Consider the following 16,816-nt stretch of genomic DNA (forward strand, 5'->3'; position numbering starts at 1 on the left):
ACACATGTTCGTGGGAACACTCACCTTCGACCTGCTGCTGGGCGACGTCCACTCGCTCAAGGAGAAGCGTTCGATCGTGCGGCCCATCGTGGCCGAACTGCAGCGCAAGTACAGCGTGTGCGCTGCCGAGACCGGGAACCAGGATCTGCACCGCCGGGCCGAGATCGGCCTCGCGGTGGTGGCCGGCGAAGCCGGGTACGTCACCGAGGTCCTGGACAGCTGTGAGCGGTTGGTCGCCGGCCGCCCCGAGGTGCAACTCCTCTCCGCGAGGAGGAGGTACCACAACGACGACGACGAATGAGAGCTGTGGAGCCGGTCGGCGGAAGTCGCCGTTCTCACACAGATCAGGACCGAGAGCGCCCGCAAGGCCGGGCGCGGGCCGGTACTTTGGGGCTTGGGCCCCGACGGGTGCGCAGCTCGCCCGGGTACCGGGCCCACTGCACGAGGAGGCAACGTGACCGACACCGCAAGGGCGCGCAAGCTCGCCGACCGCATCCAGGTGGTCGTCGCCCAGACCCTGGAGCGGCGGATCAAGGACCCCCGGCTGGGGTTCGTGACCATCACCGACACGCGGGTGACCGGCGACCTGCGCGAGGCCACCGTCTTCTACACCGTCTTCGGTGACGAGACCGAGCGCCAGGCCACCGCGGCCGCGCTGGAGAGCGCCAAGGGCGTCATCCGCTCCGAGGTCGGCAAGATCGGGGTGCGCTTCACCCCGACGCTGACCTTCGTCGCGGACGCGCTGCCGGACAACGCCCGGAACATCGACGACCTGCTCGACCGCGCCCGGCACTCCGACGCCGAGGTGCGCACCCAGGCCGCCGGGGCGACCTACGCCGGCGACGCGGACCCGTACCGGGTCCCGGCGTCCGAGCGTGACGACGAGGACGAGTAGTCATGGCGGGTGAGCCGGCGAAGGCCGCCTCGCGAACCGGATCGACCACGGGGGCGCCCTCCACCATCACGGTGGAGGGTGCCCTCGCGGCGCTCCCGGGGCCGCGCGCCGAGGAGAGCGGGTTCGAGCTGGTCTGGCAGCAGGTGGTGGCGGAGATCGGGCGGGCCCGCTCGATCGACCTGATCTGCCACATCTGCCCGGACGGCGACGCGCTCGGCTCCTCGCTGGCGGCGGCGCTGGCGCTGCGCGCGCTCGGCAAGCAGGTGCGGGTCTCCTTCGGCGACGACCCGCAGGTCGTGCCCGAGTCGCTGGCCTTCCTGCCCGGCCAGGAGCTGATCGTGCCGGCCGCCGAGGTGCCGGACGTGCCCGAGCTGGTGCTGTGCTTCGACGTGGCCGCGGAGAGCCGGCTCGGCCTGCTGCACGACAAGGCCTTCGCCGCGCCCGTCCTGGTGGTGTTCGACCACCACGCCTCCAACCCGGGCTTCGGCACCCACCAGCTGATCGACCCGACCGCGCCGGCCACCGCCGTCCTGGTCGACGAACTGCTGCGCCGGCTCGGCGTCGAGCTCGACCGGGACCTGGCCGCCTGCCTCTACACCGGCGTCGCCACCGACACCGGCTCGTTCAAGTACCGGGCGACCACGCCCGCCACCCACGAACTCGCCGGGCGGCTGCTGGCCACCGGCATCCGGCACGACCTGATCTCCCGGCAGCTGTGGGACACCTCCTCCTTCGGGTACCTCAAGGTGCTCGCGGGCGCGCTCGACCGGGCCGTCTACGAGCCGGACGCGGCCGACGGCCTCGGCCTGGTGTGGACCTGGGTGCCGTACCAGGACCTGGCGCTGTTCAGCGTCACGGTCGAGGAGATCGAGGGGCTGATCGACATCGTGCGCCGCCCGGCCGAGGCCGAGGTGGCGCTGGTGCTCAAGCAGGACCCGGACGGCACGCTGCGCGGCTCCTCGCGCTCCAAGGGCGCGGTGGACGTCGCCGCGGCCTGTGCCGAACTGGGCGGCGGGGGGCACGTCTACGCGGCCGGATTCAGCGTCCGGGAGGACGTGGCCGCCGTGGTCGAGCGGTTCCGGTGCGCACTGCGCCCGGTACGTTGACCACCTGCTGACGTATTCCGAAGTTTTCAGAGAAAGAACTCGATGAAGCGCAAAGGCACCGGCCCGGACGGCCTGGTGATCGTCGACAAGCCCGAGGGCATCACCTCCCACGGGGTCGTCGCCAAGCTGCGGTGGCTGGCCGGGACCCGGAAGGTCGGGCACGCGGGCACCTTGGACCCGATGGCCACCGGCGTGCTGGTGATCGGCGTCGAGCGGGCCACCCGGCTGCTCGGCCACCTGATGCTCACCGCCAAGACGTACGAGGCGACCGTCCGGCTCGGCCAGACCACCGTCACCGACGACCGGGAGGGCGAGGTCACCGCCTCGACCCCGGCCGACGCCGTCACCCGGGAGGCGATCGACGCCGGGATCGCGGCGCTCACCGGCGAGATCATGCAGGTGCCGTCGAAGGTCAGCGCGATCAAGATCGACGGCAAGCGCTCGTACGCCCGGGTGCGCGAGGGCGAGGACTTCGAGCTCGCGGCCCGGCCGACCACGATCCACTCCTTCACCGTGCACGACCAGCGCGCGGCGGTCGCCGAGGACGGCACGCCGGTGATCGACCTGGACGTGACCGTCGAGTGCTCCTCCGGCACCTACATCCGGGCGCTGGCCCGGGATCTCGGCGCCGGGCTGGGCGTCGGCGGGCACCTGACCGCGCTGCGGCGCACCAAGGTCGGGCCGTACGGGGTGGAGTCGGCGCGCACCCTGGAACAGCTGGAGGAGGCGGTCACCGGCGACTCCGCCACGGGCCTGGAGGTGCTGCCGATCGCGGAGGCCGCGGCGGCCGCCTTCCCGCGCTGGGACCTGGACGAGGCCTCGGCGCAGAAGCTGTCGCACGGCGCGCGGCTCAAGGCGCCCGGGCTGGGCGTGGACGGGCCGATCGCGGTGTTCGGCCCGGACGGGCGCTTCCTCGCCCTGGTCGAGGAGAAGGGCGGGCAGGCGAAGCCGGTCGCGGTCTTCGTCGGCTGACGGCCCACCGCCGCCCGCGGCCCCACCGTCGCCCGCGGCCCCGCCGCCGCCCGCAGCTCCAGTACTGCGCGACATCCCCGCCGGGACTCCCGGCGGGGATTTCCCGTTCCGGGGGACCCTCCGGTCGGACCGGATCACCCGCACGAGGGAGCGCACGAGGTGAACGCCCGTGGTGAGCGGCGTGGGCGCGGTCGGCGCGCCGCCCCGGCGGGCAGGCTCCCGGCGGTGAGCGAGCGACGGTCGAAGGGGCATTCATGTCGGGGTTTCCGGAGGGCGATCCGGGGCGGTACCTGCTGCGGATCCGCGACCTCAACGGGCGGCTGCACGGCTTAGGGTTCGTCGCCGACCCGCAGGGCGGGGTGCTCACCGCGCACGAGAGCGTGGCCGGGCTGGACCGCGTCGTCCTGCACACCCCCGGCGGGCAGACCCGGGTGCTCGGCCCGGACGCCGTCCTGCCGCTGCCCGAGCACGGGCTCGCGCTGCTGCGCACCGACGCGGTCGGCGGGCTGCCGGTGCCCCCGCTGCCGGCGGCCGCCGTCGGGGGCGGGCACGAGGTGCTGCTGCCGGCGCTGGCGGGCGACGACGGCCGGGCGGTCGTGCTGCGCTGCGGGCTGCTCGGGGTCACCGGCGCGGGGTACGGCGGGCACCGGCTGGGCGGGGTGCTGCTGCTGGACGTGCCGGTGGTCGGCGGCGTCACCGTGCCGGCCGGCTCGCCGGTGCTGGACGCCCGCAGCGGGGCGGTGGTCGCGCTGGCCGCGCCCGCCGTCCGGGGCCCGCAGCACGGCGGGGCGCTGCCGGCGGTGGCGGTCGCGGGCGGGGCGGTGGAGGTCGCCGAGGCGCTGGCCGGGCTGCTGGCGCGCAATGCGGCGGCCGTGCCCGCGTACGGCCCGGCGCTCAACCTGGCCGGGGTGCTGAGGCTGGCTGCGGCCCAACTGGCCGGCGCCGGGGCCGGACCGGGCCGGGTGGCCGCACTGGCCGCCGACCGGGTGGACCGGCCGGACGGCCTGACCGGGGACGAGCCGGCCGCGACCGTGACCGCGCTGGTCGGCGCCCCCGGCAGCGGGCGCTCCACCGAACTGGCCGCGCTGGCCGCCCGCCGTTCCGGCGCCGCCCGTCCGCTGCCCACCCTCTGGCTGCGCGGCGCCGACCTGCGTGCCGAGGACCGCTCGCTGGCCGAACCGGTGGAGCGGGCGCTGGCCGCGGCGGCGGCCGGGCTGGAGATCCCGGCACCGGCGCCCGAGCCGGTCGCGGCGCTGTGCGCGGCGGCCGGACGGCCGCTGCTGGTCGTGCTGGACGGCCCGGAGGAGGCCCCGGCGCGGCTGGACGCCCGCTGGCTGCGCGGCGCCGGGCAGTGGCTGACGGGCTGCGGGGCACGGCTGGTGACAGCCTGCGGCGAGGAGCTCTGGGAGCGGCTGGCGGCCGAGACCTGGGGCAGCGGCACGGCGGGCGCGGAGCGCGCCGGGGAGCCGCTCCCGGACGGGGACCTCAGCAGCGCCCCCACCGTCCGGATGGACGGCGGCGGCCCGGGCGCGCCGAGCCTGGCCGGGCAGCGGCTCGGTCCGCTGCCGGTCGAGGCCGCCGAGCGGGTGCGCCGCCGGTACGGGCTGCCGCCCGGCCGCCCGGCCGCCGCCGAGGACGCCCGGCACCCGCTGGCCGTCCGGCTGGCCGGGGAGCTGTGGGCCGAGGGGCTGCGCGACGGGCCGGTGCGCCGGGGCGAGCTGTTCGGCGCCTTCCTGGACCTGCGCTGCCTGCGGGTGGCCCAGCGGCTGGCCGATGGCGGCCGGCCGCGCCGCCCCGGCGCGCACCGCCGGAGTGCGGCCCGGCCGCAGGGACCGCGCCACGGGCGGGTGCGCCGACTGGCGGCGGCCGTGGCGGGCCGGGTGCACGAGGCGGCCCGGCGGATGCTCGGCAGCGAGCCCGGCGGCCTGGACCGGGCCGGCTTCGAGGAGCTGTTCCCGGTCGACGGCGGCTGGGCCACGGCGGTGCTCGCCGAGGGCCTGTTCGTTCCCGCCGGGCCTGGATTCCGGTTCGCGCACGGGGAGTTCGCCGACTGGCTGCAGGGCCTGCACCTGGACCTGGACGCGGCGCTGCGGCTGCTGCTCGGCGAGGCCGCGGACACGCCCCCGTCGCCCGCCGGGGCGCCGGCGGAGCGCGGCCGGGCCGCCGGGGCGAACTCCGTCCCGCGGCACCGGATCGGCCCGGTCGCCGCCGCGCTGCGCCGGGTGGGCGAGACCTGGGGAGCCCCCGCGCTGGACCCGTGGCTGCACCGGATCTGGCGCGCACTGGACCTGCGCCCGCCCGGCAGCGACCCCGCCTGGTGGGCGGCCCGGCTGCTCACCGCCGGCCTGGCCGCCAGCCCCGAACCGGTCGAACACCGGGCGCTGCTCGACCAGTTGGCCGGCCGGATCGCCGAGCGGGCCGCTGCGGCGGGTGGCGCGGCAGGCGGGGCGGCGGTGCTCCCGGCCGCCGGGCTCGGCTCCTTCGGCCCGGCGTTCTGGGCCGGCCTCGGCTTGCCGGTCGAGGCCGAACTCGACCTGTTGCGAAGGCTGGTGGTCGCCGACGGCCCCGGCCGGCGCTACCTCGCCGCGGTGGCCGGGCGGCTGCGGAGCGACCCTGTCACGGTGTTCCCCCTGCTCTGCGCCTGGTTCGAGGACCCGCGCGGGCTGCCGGGCCGCCCGGGCGCCCACGGGTGCCCCGGCGTCGCCGACCTCGCGCACGACCTGCTGTACACCCACCGGTGGTTCGCCCTGGACGAGTTGGTCGACGCGCTGGCCGACGCCGCGCACCCGAGGGCGGACGCGCTGCTCACCGTGCTCGCCGCCGAGGAGCCGTCCGCGCTCTGCCGCGCGGTGGACCGCTGGAGCCACGACCCGCGGCCCGAGCGGCACGTCGCCGCGGCCGCGCACGCATTGCGGACCGCCCCGTACGCGACCGGTGCCGCGGCGGACCTGCTGCGTTTCGCCGCGCTGACCCTGCTCGCCCGCGAGGACGAGCCCGGCCTGCACGGCGCGGCGCTGGCGCTGCTGGTCGGCGACCCGGCGACCCGGGCCGAGTACCTGCCAGCCGCGCTCGCGCTGCACCGGGCGGGCGGCGACGCCTTCCTCACCCCGAGCGCGCTCGCCCCGGCCCTGGAGAGCGACCCGGGGCCCGTCCTGGCCGCGCTCGCCGACCGGCTGGCCGCGCCCGACCCGGCCGCCGCCGAGACGCTGCGGGTGCTGGCCGACGCCTCGGCGCCGGTGGCCGTGCGGCGGGGTACCGAACTGGCCGCCCGGCTGCTGGCCGCGCACCCGGGACTGGCCGGTCCGGTCGCCGTCGACTACCTCGGCCGCCGGCTGGCGCGCGCGTCCGGCGCCGGCCCGGCCGACCGGCTGGAGCTGCGGGTGCTGCTCGGCGCCGCGCTGGCCGCCGGTGCGGCGGCGGTGCGGCGGCCGTTCGCCGAGGTGCTGTCCGTCCCGGTGGCCGACCCGGCGGCGGACGCGCTGCGCTGCGAACTGCTGGACACCCTGCTCGCCACCGAGACCGACCCGGCGGTGCTGACCGCCGTCGTGGAGCGGCTGGCCGAGCACTGCGCGGCCGAGAAGCCGGCCCGGGCCCGCGCGGTGCTGGCCCGGACGACGACCGCGCTGGCGGACGCCGACGGGCTGCTGGTGCGCTGCGCCGGGCACTCCGCGGCCTTCGCCCGGCTGCTCGTCCGGTGGCCGAGCGACGCCGCCCCGGCCGCGCCGGAGGGCCCTCGGCTGGCCCGGATGCGGGCCCTGACGGCGGCCGGCCGGGACCCGCAGTACGCCGCCGCGGAGGCGGAACGCACGGCGCCGGACCGGGCCGTACGGCCGCCGGTGCGCTCAACCCGTATTCCGGTGCCTGAGCCGGGGCAGGCGCATGGCACGCTATAGGGGTTCGGGTTTTGAGCGTTTGAGCGTACAGAGGGTACGCGCCGTACGGAACAAGGAGCGGTTCGGGTGCAGCGCTGGCGTGGCCTGGAGGAGATCCCCGGTGACTGGGGACGCAGCGTCGTCACCATCGGCTCGTTCGACGGGGTGCACCGCGGGCATCAGCTGATCATCGGGCAGGCGGTCGAGCGTGCCCGCGAACTCGGCCTCCCCTCGGTCGTGGTGACCTTCGACCCGCACCCGCGCGAGGTGATCCGCCCGGGCAGCCACCCGCCGCTGCTCGCCCCGCACCCGCGTCGGGCCGAGCTGATCGCGGAGCTCGGCGTGGACGCGGTGCTGGTGCTGCCGTTCACCACCGAGTTCTCGAAGGAGTCCCCGGAGACCTTCGTCCGGCAGGTCCTGGTGGACGCGCTGCACGCGCGGGTCGTCATCGAGGGACCCAACTTCCGCTTCGGGCACCGGGCCGCGGGGGACGTGGCGTTGCTCACGGAGCTGGGCCGGGCGGACGACTTCGAGGTCGAGGTGGTCGACCTGCAGGTGTGCGGCACGGCCGGGGACGGCGAGCCGTTCTCCTCCAGCCTGACCCGCCGGCTGGTCGAGGCCGGGGACATGGCGGGCGCCAACGAGGTGCTGGGCCGCCCGCACCGGGTCGAGGGCGAGGTGGTGCGCGGCGCGCAGCGCGGCCGCGAGCTGGGCTTCCCGACCGCCAACGTCGAGACCGTCCCGCACAGCGCTGTCCCGGCGGACGGCGTGTACGCGGGCTGGCTGACCGCCGACGGCGAGAGGATGCCGGCCGCGATCTCGGTCGGCACCAACCCGACCTTCGACGGCACCGCCCGCACCGTCGAGGCCTACGCCATCGACCGGGTCGGCCTGGACCTGTACGGGCTGCACGTCGCGGTGGACTTCCTGGTCTACCTGCGCGGGATGGAGAAGTTCGACTCCATCGAGGCGCTGCTGGACCGGATGGCCGACGACGTCAAGCGTGCCCGCGAGCTGACCGACGGCGCCTGAGCGCGCTAGCGGCGTCGACGGGGTTCCGAGCCCCGGGGACGCCGGAAGGGCCCGCCGACCTGGTGCCGGCGGGCCCTTCCCGTTCCGTCACTGCCGCGGTGCCTGCGGCGGGTAGCCGTAGCCGGGCGGCGGCTGGTAGCCCTCCGGTGCGGCCGGCGGCGCGGGCGCGGGGGGCTGGCCCTGGCCGGGCGGGTAGCCGTAGCCGGGCGGCGGCGGCGGAGGCTGGTAGCCGTCCGGTGCGGGTGCCGGAGGCTGGCCCTGGCCGACCTGGTAGCAGTCGTAGTCGTAACCCGGCCGTGGCGTGCCCTGCTGTGGCCCCCAGGGCGCGCCGGGGGCGGGCTGCGGGGCCTGCGCGGCCTGGCCCTGGTAGGGCTGCGGCTGCGGGGCCTGCGGCTGCTGCCAGGCGGACTGCTGGGCGGCGGCCTGCTGGGCCCGGGCGATGTCCTCGCCGACCAGGGTGGCCAGTTCGAAGTACGCCTCGCGGACCTTGGGCCGCATCATGTCGAGGTTGACCTCGGCGCCGGCCGCCAGGCTCTCGTCGAACGGCACCACGACCACGCCTCGGCAGCGGGTCTGGAAGTGCGCGACGATGTCCTCGACCTTGATCATCTTGCTGGTCTCGCGCACCCCGGAGACCACCGTGATGCTGCGCTGGACCAGGTCCGCGTAGCCGTGCGCGGACAGCCAGTCCAGGGTGGTCGAGGCGCTGGAGGCGCCGTCCACGCTGGGGGTGGAGACGATGATCAGCTGGTCGGCCAGGTCCAGCACCCCGCGCATCGCGCTGTAGAGCAGGCCGGTGCCGGAGTCGGTCAGGATGATCGGGTACTGGCGGCCCAGCACGTCGATGACCTGGCGGTAGTCCGAGTCGTTGAACGTGGTGGAGACCGCCGGGTCGACGTCGTTCGCCAGGATCTCCAGGCCCGAGTTCAGGTCCTGCGAGGTGAACTGACGGATGTCCATGTAGCTGCGCAGATGCGGGATGGCCGTGACCAGGTCGCGGATGGTCGCGCCGGTCTGGCGCTTGACCCGGCGGCCCAGGGTGCCCGCGTCCGGGTTGGCGTCGATCGCGATCACCTTGTCCTGGCGCTCGCTGGCCAGGGTCGCGCCGAGCGCGGTGGTGGTCGTCGTCTTGCCGACCCCGCCCTTGAGGCTGATCACGGCGATCCGGTAGCAGCTCAGCACCGGCGTACGGATGATCTCCAGCCTGCGGGCCTTCTCGGCCGCCGCGGCCTTGCCGCCGAACTGGAACCGCGGCTGCTGGCGCTGCTGCTTGGGCTGGCTGCGCAGCAGCCGGTCCGAGGACAGCTCGACGGCGGCCGTGTAGCCGAGCGGCGCGCCGTGCGCGGTCTGCTGCGGGGCGGCGGCCTGCTGGAAGGCGGCGGGCTGCTGCGCCTGCGGCTGCTGCTGCCACGGCTGCGCGGGGCCCGGCTGCTGCGTCTGCTGCGGCTGGACGGGCTGGCCCGGGAGCGGCTGGCCGGGGAGCGGCTGGCCGGGCTGGGGCTGGCCCGGCAGGGGCTGGCCGGGCTGCTGGTACGCGGCGGGCTGCGGCCAGCCGCCCTGGCGCGGGTCCAGCGGGCCGGCCTGCGGGGCCGGAGCGGGCTGCTGCTGGGCGACGGGGGCCTGCTGGGCCTGGGCCGCCGCCTGCTGGGCCGCCCACGCGGCCTGCGGGTCCCAGGCGGCCGGCTGCTCCTGGGGGTGCTGCGGGCCCTGCAAGCCCTGCGGGCTCTGCGGCGGGAGCGGCTGGGCGGGCGGCTGCGCGTAGGACTGCGGCGGGACGGGCTGCCCCGGCTGCGCGGTCGCGGTGGGTGCCGGGGCCGCCGGGTACGGCTGGGGCGCGGGCTGCTGTGCCGGGGCCTCCGCGGCCGGCCAGGCCGGGGCGGCGGCCTGCGGCTGCTGCGGGGCGGCGGAGGCCGACGGGGTGGCCGTCGGGAACGGGACGTGCTGGGCCTCGGCCTGCACGGGCGGCACCGGGGGCACCGGCGCGACGGGTGCGGGGGCCGGCGCCGTGGCCGGGACGGGTGCCGGGGCAGGGGCCGGCACGGCGGTCGGCGCGACCTCGGCCACCGGAGTCGGGACCGGGGCCGGAACCGGCGCGGCCGTCGGGGCCGGCGCCTGGTGCGGGACCGGAGCCTGCGCCTGCACCGGAGCCTGCGCCTGCGCCGCCACCGGGGCAGCCGGGTGCGCCGCCTCCGCGGCGGGCGCGGGCGCGGGCGCGGGCACCTGCGCGGGCGCGTCGGCCGGCCCGGCGGACGGGCTCACCGGAACCGCCGGGGCGTCCGTCTGCACGTACCAGGACGGGGGAGTGTAGTCAGGCGCGTCCGACCAGTCGTCGTCGTCCTCTGCCGCGTTGTCGCCGACGTAGACGCCGTCCCGATCGCTGCTCACTCTGGCTCCCTCGTGTTCGCCGCCGCTTGTTCAGCGGTGCCGTTGCCGCATCAAAGACTAGGCCGTACGGCAACCCCTGCTGAAGGCGGCTTCGGTTCCGCGGCGGCCCGCCGGGTGCGGCGAGCCACCGCTCAGTCCATCCGGCGCGGGCCGCCGAGCACCTGCTGTTCCGCCTGCCCCGCCACGGCCCGTACGTACTGGCGACGCATCCGGGTCGCCCACAGGGTGAGGTCGTCGCCGAGGGTGGGCAGCGTGGCCACGTCCTCCGGCGGGAGCGACAGCACCCGGCCGGTCAGTTCCGCCTCCTGAGGGGAGATCCGCTGCACACCGACCAGGTCGGCGGCGTTGAGCACCCGGGAGGCGTTCGGCCCCAGGTACGGCAGCAGCGTCAGGGTGGTCTGCCAGGGCGCGGCGGAGAGCCGGCTGCGCGGCGGACGGGCGCCGAGGTCACGCACCACCAGGACGGGTGAGGCCACCGAGGCGCCCTGCGGCCCGAGCCGGCCGACCTGGTGGACCGTCACGCACGGCTGTCCGCCGCCGGCGGCCTGCGCCAGCGGTCCCCACAGCTGCCCGCGGGCGGTCTCCACCACGACCCGGGCGCCGATCGCGGCCGCGCGCAGGGCGATGACCTGCGCCGTCCACATGCCGCCGACCAGCACCAGGTCGTACGCACTGGGGCGGAAGAGGCCGAGCACCGCGGGCAGCCCCTGCGGGTCGACGCCGATGACCACGCCGTCGTCGCCGACCGGGAAGGCCAGCGCGGCGAGGTCGGCGGGTTCGAGCACGTGCTTCTCCCGGCGCGGGCCGCGCAGCCCGAAGCCGGGCAGGATCCGCGGCCGGGTCCGGCGCTGCTCGGCGCCGGGCTGCGGGCCGAGGGCGGGATAGGTCTGGTACGCCATCAGGACGCTCCTCCCAGCGGCAGGGTGGCGAGCATGCCGGGGGCCTGCTCCAGGTCGAGGCGGACGAGGCCGAGGCCCGCGCTCTGCGCCCGGGTCTCCACCTGGCGGCCGGCCTGGCCGACCTCGCTCTCGCTGCGCCCGGTCACCCGCAGGTGTCCGCTGACGGTCACCGAGCCGCCGGTGCCGTGTCCGGCGGTCAGGCTGAAGGTGCTGGCCAGGGCCGGGGTGCCGGTGATCAGGTTGACCAGGTCCGGCGCGGCGATCCGGCCGGGCGAGCCGCCGGGGCGGCTCAGCTGCGGCCAGCGGGAGATCCAGTAGGTGGTGTGCCAGCGGTCGTCGATCCGCCAGAACCGGTTGCCCTCCTGGGTGCGGCGGGTGCCGCCGCCGCCGCTGCCGGTGCCCTGGCGGCCGGCCGTCGCGATCGGGTTGGCGCAGGCGGAGATGGACAGGGCGGCGATCAGCTCGCGCTCGTCCAGCACGGTCGCGTTGAACCCGGCGCTGTTGAGCCGTCCGGCCAGCTGGTCGGTCACCCGCTGCAGCGCCTTGCGGGCGCCCTCCTCGCCGCCGCCGCGGGCGCGGACGGCGGTCGCCGCGCGCTCCGGGTCGAGCTTGAGGGCGACCCAGGTCAGCCGCAGCCCGGGGGTGGAGGTGCCGTCCGGCAGCTCGCGGTAGGCGCGGGCCGCCAGCGACTGCTCGGGCAGGTGCGGGGCCGGGGCGGGCTGGGTGTGCTGGACCAGCTGCACGGACTCCAGGGTGATGTCGTCCACCGTGAGCGCCGAGCAGATCACGTCCAGCGGCAGCGGCAGGGCGGTGCGCACCGGGCGCAGCGGCTGGTCCTTCGCCTGGACGAGCAGCACCGAGCTGAGGAAGGTGCCGTCGCCGACCATGCCGGTCTCGCGGCGCACCGGGCGGCCGCCGAACTCGGCCTCGGTGGCGTGGGTGCAGGTGCGCAGCCCCGGTTCGAGCTCCAGCGCCGGCGCCAGGGCCGGGTCGGTGCCGGCCGGCGGCAGCAGCGTACGGGCCTGCTTGCGGCGGGACTTGAGGGCGGATCGGACCCGCAGCAGCTCGGGGACGGTCCGGCCGCGCACCGGGACGGCGGCGAGGACGAGCAGTACCAGCGCGACCGCGCCGAAGCCGGCCGCGACCGGGCGGCTGATGGTCCAGCCGATCGCGACCAGGGCCACCGCGACCTCGACCAGGACGAGCTGTTGGAGTTTCAGCCGCCCGCCGAGCAGCCCGGGTCGGGGGTTGACGCGGACCTGGACGGCGCCGCCGCCACCCGCGTCCGGCTGGGGTCGGACGGGCCCCGGCTCGGCGGCCGGGCCGCCTTGCTGCGCCCGGCCGGACCGGCGCGACCTCCCGCCGCCCACGCTGCGGCGGCGTCCTGGAGCGGTCTGGCTTGGCATCCCCCGGTGGCCCTCTCTGATCCGTTGTCGCGGCCCGGCTGGCTGGTTCGCGGACCGTACCCGTACCGTACTCACCGTCTGCTGCCGCATCGTAGAGGGTTCGCGCCGGTTCGCGCCCGGCGGGTGGACCACGGGGCAGGTCGGTCTGACACGTCCGACAACGTCTGACTAGGGGGACGACGAGGATGGCATCGCGCCGGGACGAGCTCAACGCCTACACCTTCGCGCGCAAGCGGACGGTGGGGGCCTTCCTGCTGCCCTCCGGCGGCGGGAGCGACGAGGACGCGCCGCGTCCGGTGAAGGCGGTGCTCCCGAGCATCCTGGTCGGCGCGGTGGCCGTGGCCGGGTTCGGGGTCTGGGGGGTGTTCAAGCCCAGTGCCCCGCTGAAGTGGGACGACGGCAAGAACATCATCCAGGGCAAGCAGTCGACCACCCGGTACGTGGTGCTGACCGACCCGGACGGCAAGACCAAGCGGCTGCACCAGGTGCTCAACATGTCCTCGGCGCGGCTGGTGCTGCCCGCCGAGGCCAAGGTCGTGGTGGTCGACGACGGGGTGCTCGACCGCTACCCGAACCACGGTCCGACCATCGGCATCCCGTACGCGCCGGACAAGTTGCCGAGCAAGGACAACGCGAGCCAGTCGATGAAGTGGACGGTGTGCGACCGCCCGGGCTCGGACGAGAAGCAGGAGACCGTCAACCAGGCGGTGTTCGTGGCGGCGGGCGCGGACGCGGCGGCGCTCGCGGCCAAGGACCGGAAGCTCGGCCAGGACCAGCTGATGCTGGTGCAGCAGGCCGACGAGCAGCAGGTCTCCGCCGCGCCGGCGCCGGGTCAGCAGGCCGCCACGGGCCCGAAGGTCTTCCTGGTCGACGCGCAGGGCCGCAAGCACGAGATCGGTTCCCCGCAGTCGGACGACAAGGAGCGCAAGTCGCTGATCACCGCGGTCTTCGGGCCCAACGCGGTGCCGCAGCGGGTGAAGCGGGACTGGCTGGAGACCCTGGTCACCGGGACTCCGATCACCTTCCCGCAGGTCGAGGGGGCGGCGGACAGCCAGAACGCCAACTCCACCGTGCAGCTGGGGAACGCCGCCGACCGCCGGATCGGCCGGCTGGTGCACTACCAGGACCGCAACTACGTGGTCGGCAAGGACCGGCTCTTCCTGGTCACCCAGTTCCAGGCGGACCTGATCCGGCAGAACCCGGCGTTCCAGATGCTCTACAAGTACGACCAGGACAAGAAGCCGCGCAGCGACGAGATGACCCCGGCCGACCAGTCCGTGTCGGGCAGCGAGACCCCGCTGCCGGGCACGGCGGCCGACTGGCCGCTGAAGTCCGGTGCGCCGGTGAACAACTGGCAGGACCGCCAGGACGCCCGGCTGGTGGTGTGCAGCACCTTCGACGGTGTCGCCGAGGACGGGAAGGCGCCCAAGCGCAGCGTCTGGGCCGGGACTTCGTACCCCGCGCCGTACAACAACGGCGCCGGCGCCGCGTACGTGACCCCGGGTCACGGCCTGTTCTACCGCGCGCTGAACAACACCACCGCCGGCTCCGGCACCGACTTCCTGATCACCGAGACCGGGCTGCGTTACGCCGTTCCGGCGAACGGCGACGGCGGCCGCGGTGCGACCCCGACGCCGGGCGCGCAGCCCGGTCAGAGCGGTGCGGCGAAGCCGCCGACCCCGCCGGCGAGCACCCCGAACCCGGGGGCGCCGGACCAGCAGCAGGGCCAGCAGTCGGGGCCGCCGCAGGACGAAACCGGCGGCAACCAGGCGCGGTTGGGCTACCAGGGCCTCCAGCCGCTGCCGGTGCCGCACGAGTGGTCGGACCTGGTGCCGGCGGGCCCGCCGCTCACCGCGAAGAGCGCCGCGCAGCCGCAGAACGCCTGACCGGCCAAGCGCGGCAACGGAATTGGCCGCAGTGTCATGGTCTGGTAACTACTCCGTGCTCAGTGTTGGGCGAGCTGCGTGTGCCGACTACAGTGCTGCTGGGCATCACGCCTGTGATGCGGCGGTCGGGTCCTCCGGGGCCCTCCGCACACGCAATTGTTGTCTCATGGGGGACGGTGGAGCATGGCTCAGGGTCAGTTCACGATGACTGCTCAGGAAATGCTGGCTTTCGCCAATAAGATCGAGCAGGCCATCGGCCAGATCGAGGGCGAGCGCGCCAAGCTGATCAGCACGGTTTCGGGCATCACCGTCGGCTGGCAGGGCCAGGCGGCGACGGCCTACACGAACCTGCAGAACAGGGTCAACGAGGACATCGGGAAGCTCAAGGAGTCGCTGACCGCGATCAAGCACGCGATCGAGGCGACCACCAAGCAGTACGCGACCACCGAGGAAGAGCAGAAGGCGATGTTCTCCAACACCCAGGGCTGATCGGCGCACCCGCGCTGATCACCGGTCTGTTCCGAACCGCCGCTCGGCGGGGTGTCCGCGACTGACCGCGGGACGCTCCGCACCCTCGTCAAGGGAGACAACGTGTCCGACCACATTCTCGTCAACTTCCAGACCGTTCACAACGCCGCCGAAGAGGTCAAGGCCTCGGCCGGCCGCATCGAGCAGATGCTGAGCGACCTGAAGAAGGACGTCACCCGCATCGCCCAGAGCTGGCAGGGCAAGGCCCAGGAGGGCTACAAGATCCAGCAGGACAAGTGGGACTCGGCCGCCAACGACCTGCACACGACCTGCAACCAGATCGCGGCCTCGCTGGAGAGCGCGGCGCAGAGCTACCGCACCACCGAGGACAAGAACGCCAGCCTCTGGCACAACTGATCACGGGTTCCCATCGGGAACGACAGGGGCGGGTACCCGGGTTCCGGGCACCCGCCCCTCGGCGCGCGGCACGGGTGGACGACATGAGGGGTGGCAGGGTGGCCGGACGCGGGTACCGGAAGGCGGCCGCGGCACTGGCCGCGCTCGCGGTGCTGGGCGGCCCGCTCGCCGCTCCGGCGTACGCCGACGGCGGGACCGGCCTGGCCGCCGCGGGTGACTGCCCGAAGAACGCGCCCGACGTGCAGACCGTGCCGTGGTCGCTCCAGCGGATGCTGCTGGACGAGCTGTGGCAGGGCGGGCGGACCACGGGCAAGGGCGTGAAGGTCGCGGTCATCGACACCGGGGTCGACCGGGTCAACCAGCAGTTGGCGGGCCAGGTCGTGGCCACCGACCCGAACGTCGACAAGAACCCCCCGACGCTGGTCGACAAGGTCCAGGAGGGCTCCAACCTGCTGGTCAACCGGGACACGAAGGAGCCGATCCCCGGCCACTCGTACGAGGACCCGGTCGGTCACGGCACCAAGGTGGCCGGCATCATCGCGGCCCGCAGGAGCGACAAGACCGGCTTCGTCGGGCTGGCCCCCGACGCCCAGATCCTGTCGATCCGGCAGAACGACAGCGACGGCAACGGCGACGTCGCCACCCTGGTCCAGGCGATCAGGGAGGCCGTCGCCAAGGGCGCCAAGGTCATCAACATCTCGCAGGACGTGCGCGGCGCCGGTGACGCGCGCTTCGGCGGCTACCAGGAGCTGAAGGCCGCGGTCGAGTTCGCCGAGTCGAGCAAGGTCGTGGTGGTCGCCTCCTCCGGCAACGACGGCAAGGAGGGGGACACCTATCCGGGTGCCTTCCCGACCGTGCTGTCCGTCGGCGCCTCCGACCGCAACAACGAGCGCGCACCGTTCTCCCAGTACGGCTCCTTCGTGAAGGTGGCCGCGCCGGGCGTCGACATGCTGTCCACCGTGCCCGGCAGCGGCCAGTGCGTGGACAACGGCACCAGCTTCGCCGCCCCCTACGTCTCCGGGCTGGCCGCGCTGCTGGTCGGCGCCCACCCGGACTGGAAGCCGGCCCAGGTGCGGGCCTGGATCGAGCAGACCGCCCAGCGCACCCAGCGCGACCCGGACGTCTTCGTCGGCTGGGGCGTGGTGGACCCGGTCAAGGCCGTCACCAAGGCTCCCGACGTCGCGCCGATGGCCGCCACCCCGGACGCCCCGGTGCAGCTCGCCTCCGTGCCGATCGTGCCGCGGCCGGTCGGCCTCGGCGAGACCCAGGCCGACCGCGACGGCCGCACCGCGACGTACGTCCTCGGCGTCGGCGCGCTGCTGGTGGCCCTGCTGGTCGGCGGCGGCGTGGTGCTGCGCGACCACCGGCGCAAGTCCGCCGACTGATCCGGACGTCCCGGAAAGTTCCTCCGCCACGCGTGTAACACCGCCGCCCTCCCACCGCATCGATGAAGTGTCGGGGAGGACGGACCGCGGGGG

General features: G+C 75.3%; 13 protein-coding genes. 10 read left to right on the forward strand and 3 right to left on the reverse strand.

From position 1 onward, the window contains the following. The first annotated feature begins 4 nt into the window (after positions 1-4). From ACIGG8_RS33445 to ACIGG8_RS33470, 6 genes are all read left to right on the forward strand, one after another. A complete protein-coding gene (locus ACIGG8_RS33445) occupies positions 5-301 on the forward strand; it encodes a DUF503 domain-containing protein (RefSeq protein ID WP_030311386.1) in 297 nt (98 codons plus the stop codon). Between the two features lie 153 nt (positions 302-454). After that, a complete protein-coding gene (gene rbfA, locus ACIGG8_RS33450) occupies positions 455-895 on the forward strand; it encodes a 30S ribosome-binding factor RbfA (protein ID WP_350525461.1) in 441 nt (146 codons plus the stop codon). 2 nt (positions 896-897) lie between these two features. Beyond that, positions 898-2,001, forward strand: a complete 1,104-nt coding sequence (locus ACIGG8_RS33455) for a bifunctional oligoribonuclease/PAP phosphatase NrnA (RefSeq protein ID WP_396552411.1) — start codon at positions 898-900, stop codon at positions 1,999-2,001. A gap of 42 nt (positions 2,002-2,043) precedes the next feature. Continuing rightward, a complete protein-coding gene (truB, locus tag ACIGG8_RS33460) occupies positions 2,044-2,973 on the forward strand; it encodes a tRNA pseudouridine(55) synthase TruB (protein WP_396552412.1) in 930 nt (309 codons plus the stop codon). A 254-nt stretch (positions 2,974-3,227) separates the two neighbouring features. After that, a complete protein-coding gene (locus tag ACIGG8_RS33465) occupies positions 3,228-6,866 on the forward strand; it encodes a serine protease (RefSeq protein WP_396552413.1) in 3,639 nt (1,212 codons plus the stop codon). A gap of 66 nt (positions 6,867-6,932) precedes the next feature. Continuing rightward, the gene (locus tag ACIGG8_RS33470) at positions 6,933-7,877 is read left to right on the forward strand and encodes a bifunctional riboflavin kinase/FAD synthetase (RefSeq protein WP_396552414.1); all 945 of its coding nucleotides are present in this window, start codon (positions 6,933-6,935) and stop codon (positions 7,875-7,877) included. An 87-nt stretch (positions 7,878-7,964) separates the two neighbouring features. On the opposite strand, the gene ACIGG8_RS33475 is transcribed toward ACIGG8_RS33470, so the two are convergent. The 3 genes from ACIGG8_RS33475 to eccE all read right to left on the reverse strand — a co-directional run bounded on the left by ACIGG8_RS33475 (position 7,965) and on the right by eccE (position 12,531). Continuing rightward, a complete protein-coding gene (locus ACIGG8_RS33475) occupies positions 7,965-10,262 on the reverse strand; it encodes a MinD/ParA family protein (RefSeq protein ID WP_396552415.1) in 2,298 nt (765 codons plus the stop codon). A 131-nt stretch (positions 10,263-10,393) separates the two neighbouring features. Next, positions 10,394-11,161: a hypothetical protein gene (locus ACIGG8_RS33480; protein ID WP_350525455.1), complete on the reverse strand. Its 768-nt coding sequence runs from the start codon at positions 11,159-11,161 to the stop codon at positions 10,394-10,396. Continuing rightward, positions 11,161-12,531 (reverse strand): type VII secretion protein EccE, encoded by a 1,371-nt coding sequence (gene eccE / locus ACIGG8_RS33485; RefSeq protein ID WP_396552416.1) that lies wholly within the window; start codon positions 12,529-12,531, stop codon positions 11,161-11,163. The genes ACIGG8_RS33480 and eccE overlap by 1 nt, the downstream gene beginning before the upstream one ends. A gap of 221 nt (positions 12,532-12,752) precedes the next feature. Here eccE and eccB point away from each other — a divergent pair, with 221 nt between their 5' ends. The 4 genes from eccB to ACIGG8_RS33505 all read left to right on the forward strand — a co-directional run bounded on the left by eccB (position 12,753) and on the right by ACIGG8_RS33505 (position 16,723). Beyond that, positions 12,753-14,453, forward strand: a complete 1,701-nt coding sequence (gene eccB / locus ACIGG8_RS33490; protein WP_396552417.1) for a type VII secretion protein EccB — start codon at positions 12,753-12,755, stop codon at positions 14,451-14,453. 204 nt (positions 14,454-14,657) lie between these two features. Beyond that, on the forward strand, positions 14,658-14,942 hold the full coding sequence (locus ACIGG8_RS33495; RefSeq protein ID WP_396552418.1) for a WXG100 family type VII secretion target: 285 nt from the start codon (positions 14,658-14,660) through the stop codon (positions 14,940-14,942). A 102-nt stretch (positions 14,943-15,044) separates the two neighbouring features. Then, the gene (locus ACIGG8_RS33500; protein WP_396552419.1) at positions 15,045-15,338 is read left to right on the forward strand and encodes a WXG100 family type VII secretion target; all 294 of its coding nucleotides are present in this window, start codon (positions 15,045-15,047) and stop codon (positions 15,336-15,338) included. 83 nt (positions 15,339-15,421) lie between these two features. Continuing rightward, complete coding sequence (locus tag ACIGG8_RS33505; protein ID WP_396552420.1) at positions 15,422-16,723, forward strand: S8 family serine peptidase; 1,302 nt, start codon at positions 15,422-15,424, stop codon at positions 16,721-16,723. Positions 16,724-16,816: the final 93 nt, after the last annotated feature.

Source organism: Kitasatospora sp. NPDC085464 (genome assembly GCF_044541955.1).
In the GTDB taxonomy this organism is placed as follows: Bacteria; Actinomycetota; Actinomycetes; order Streptomycetales; family Streptomycetaceae; genus Kitasatospora.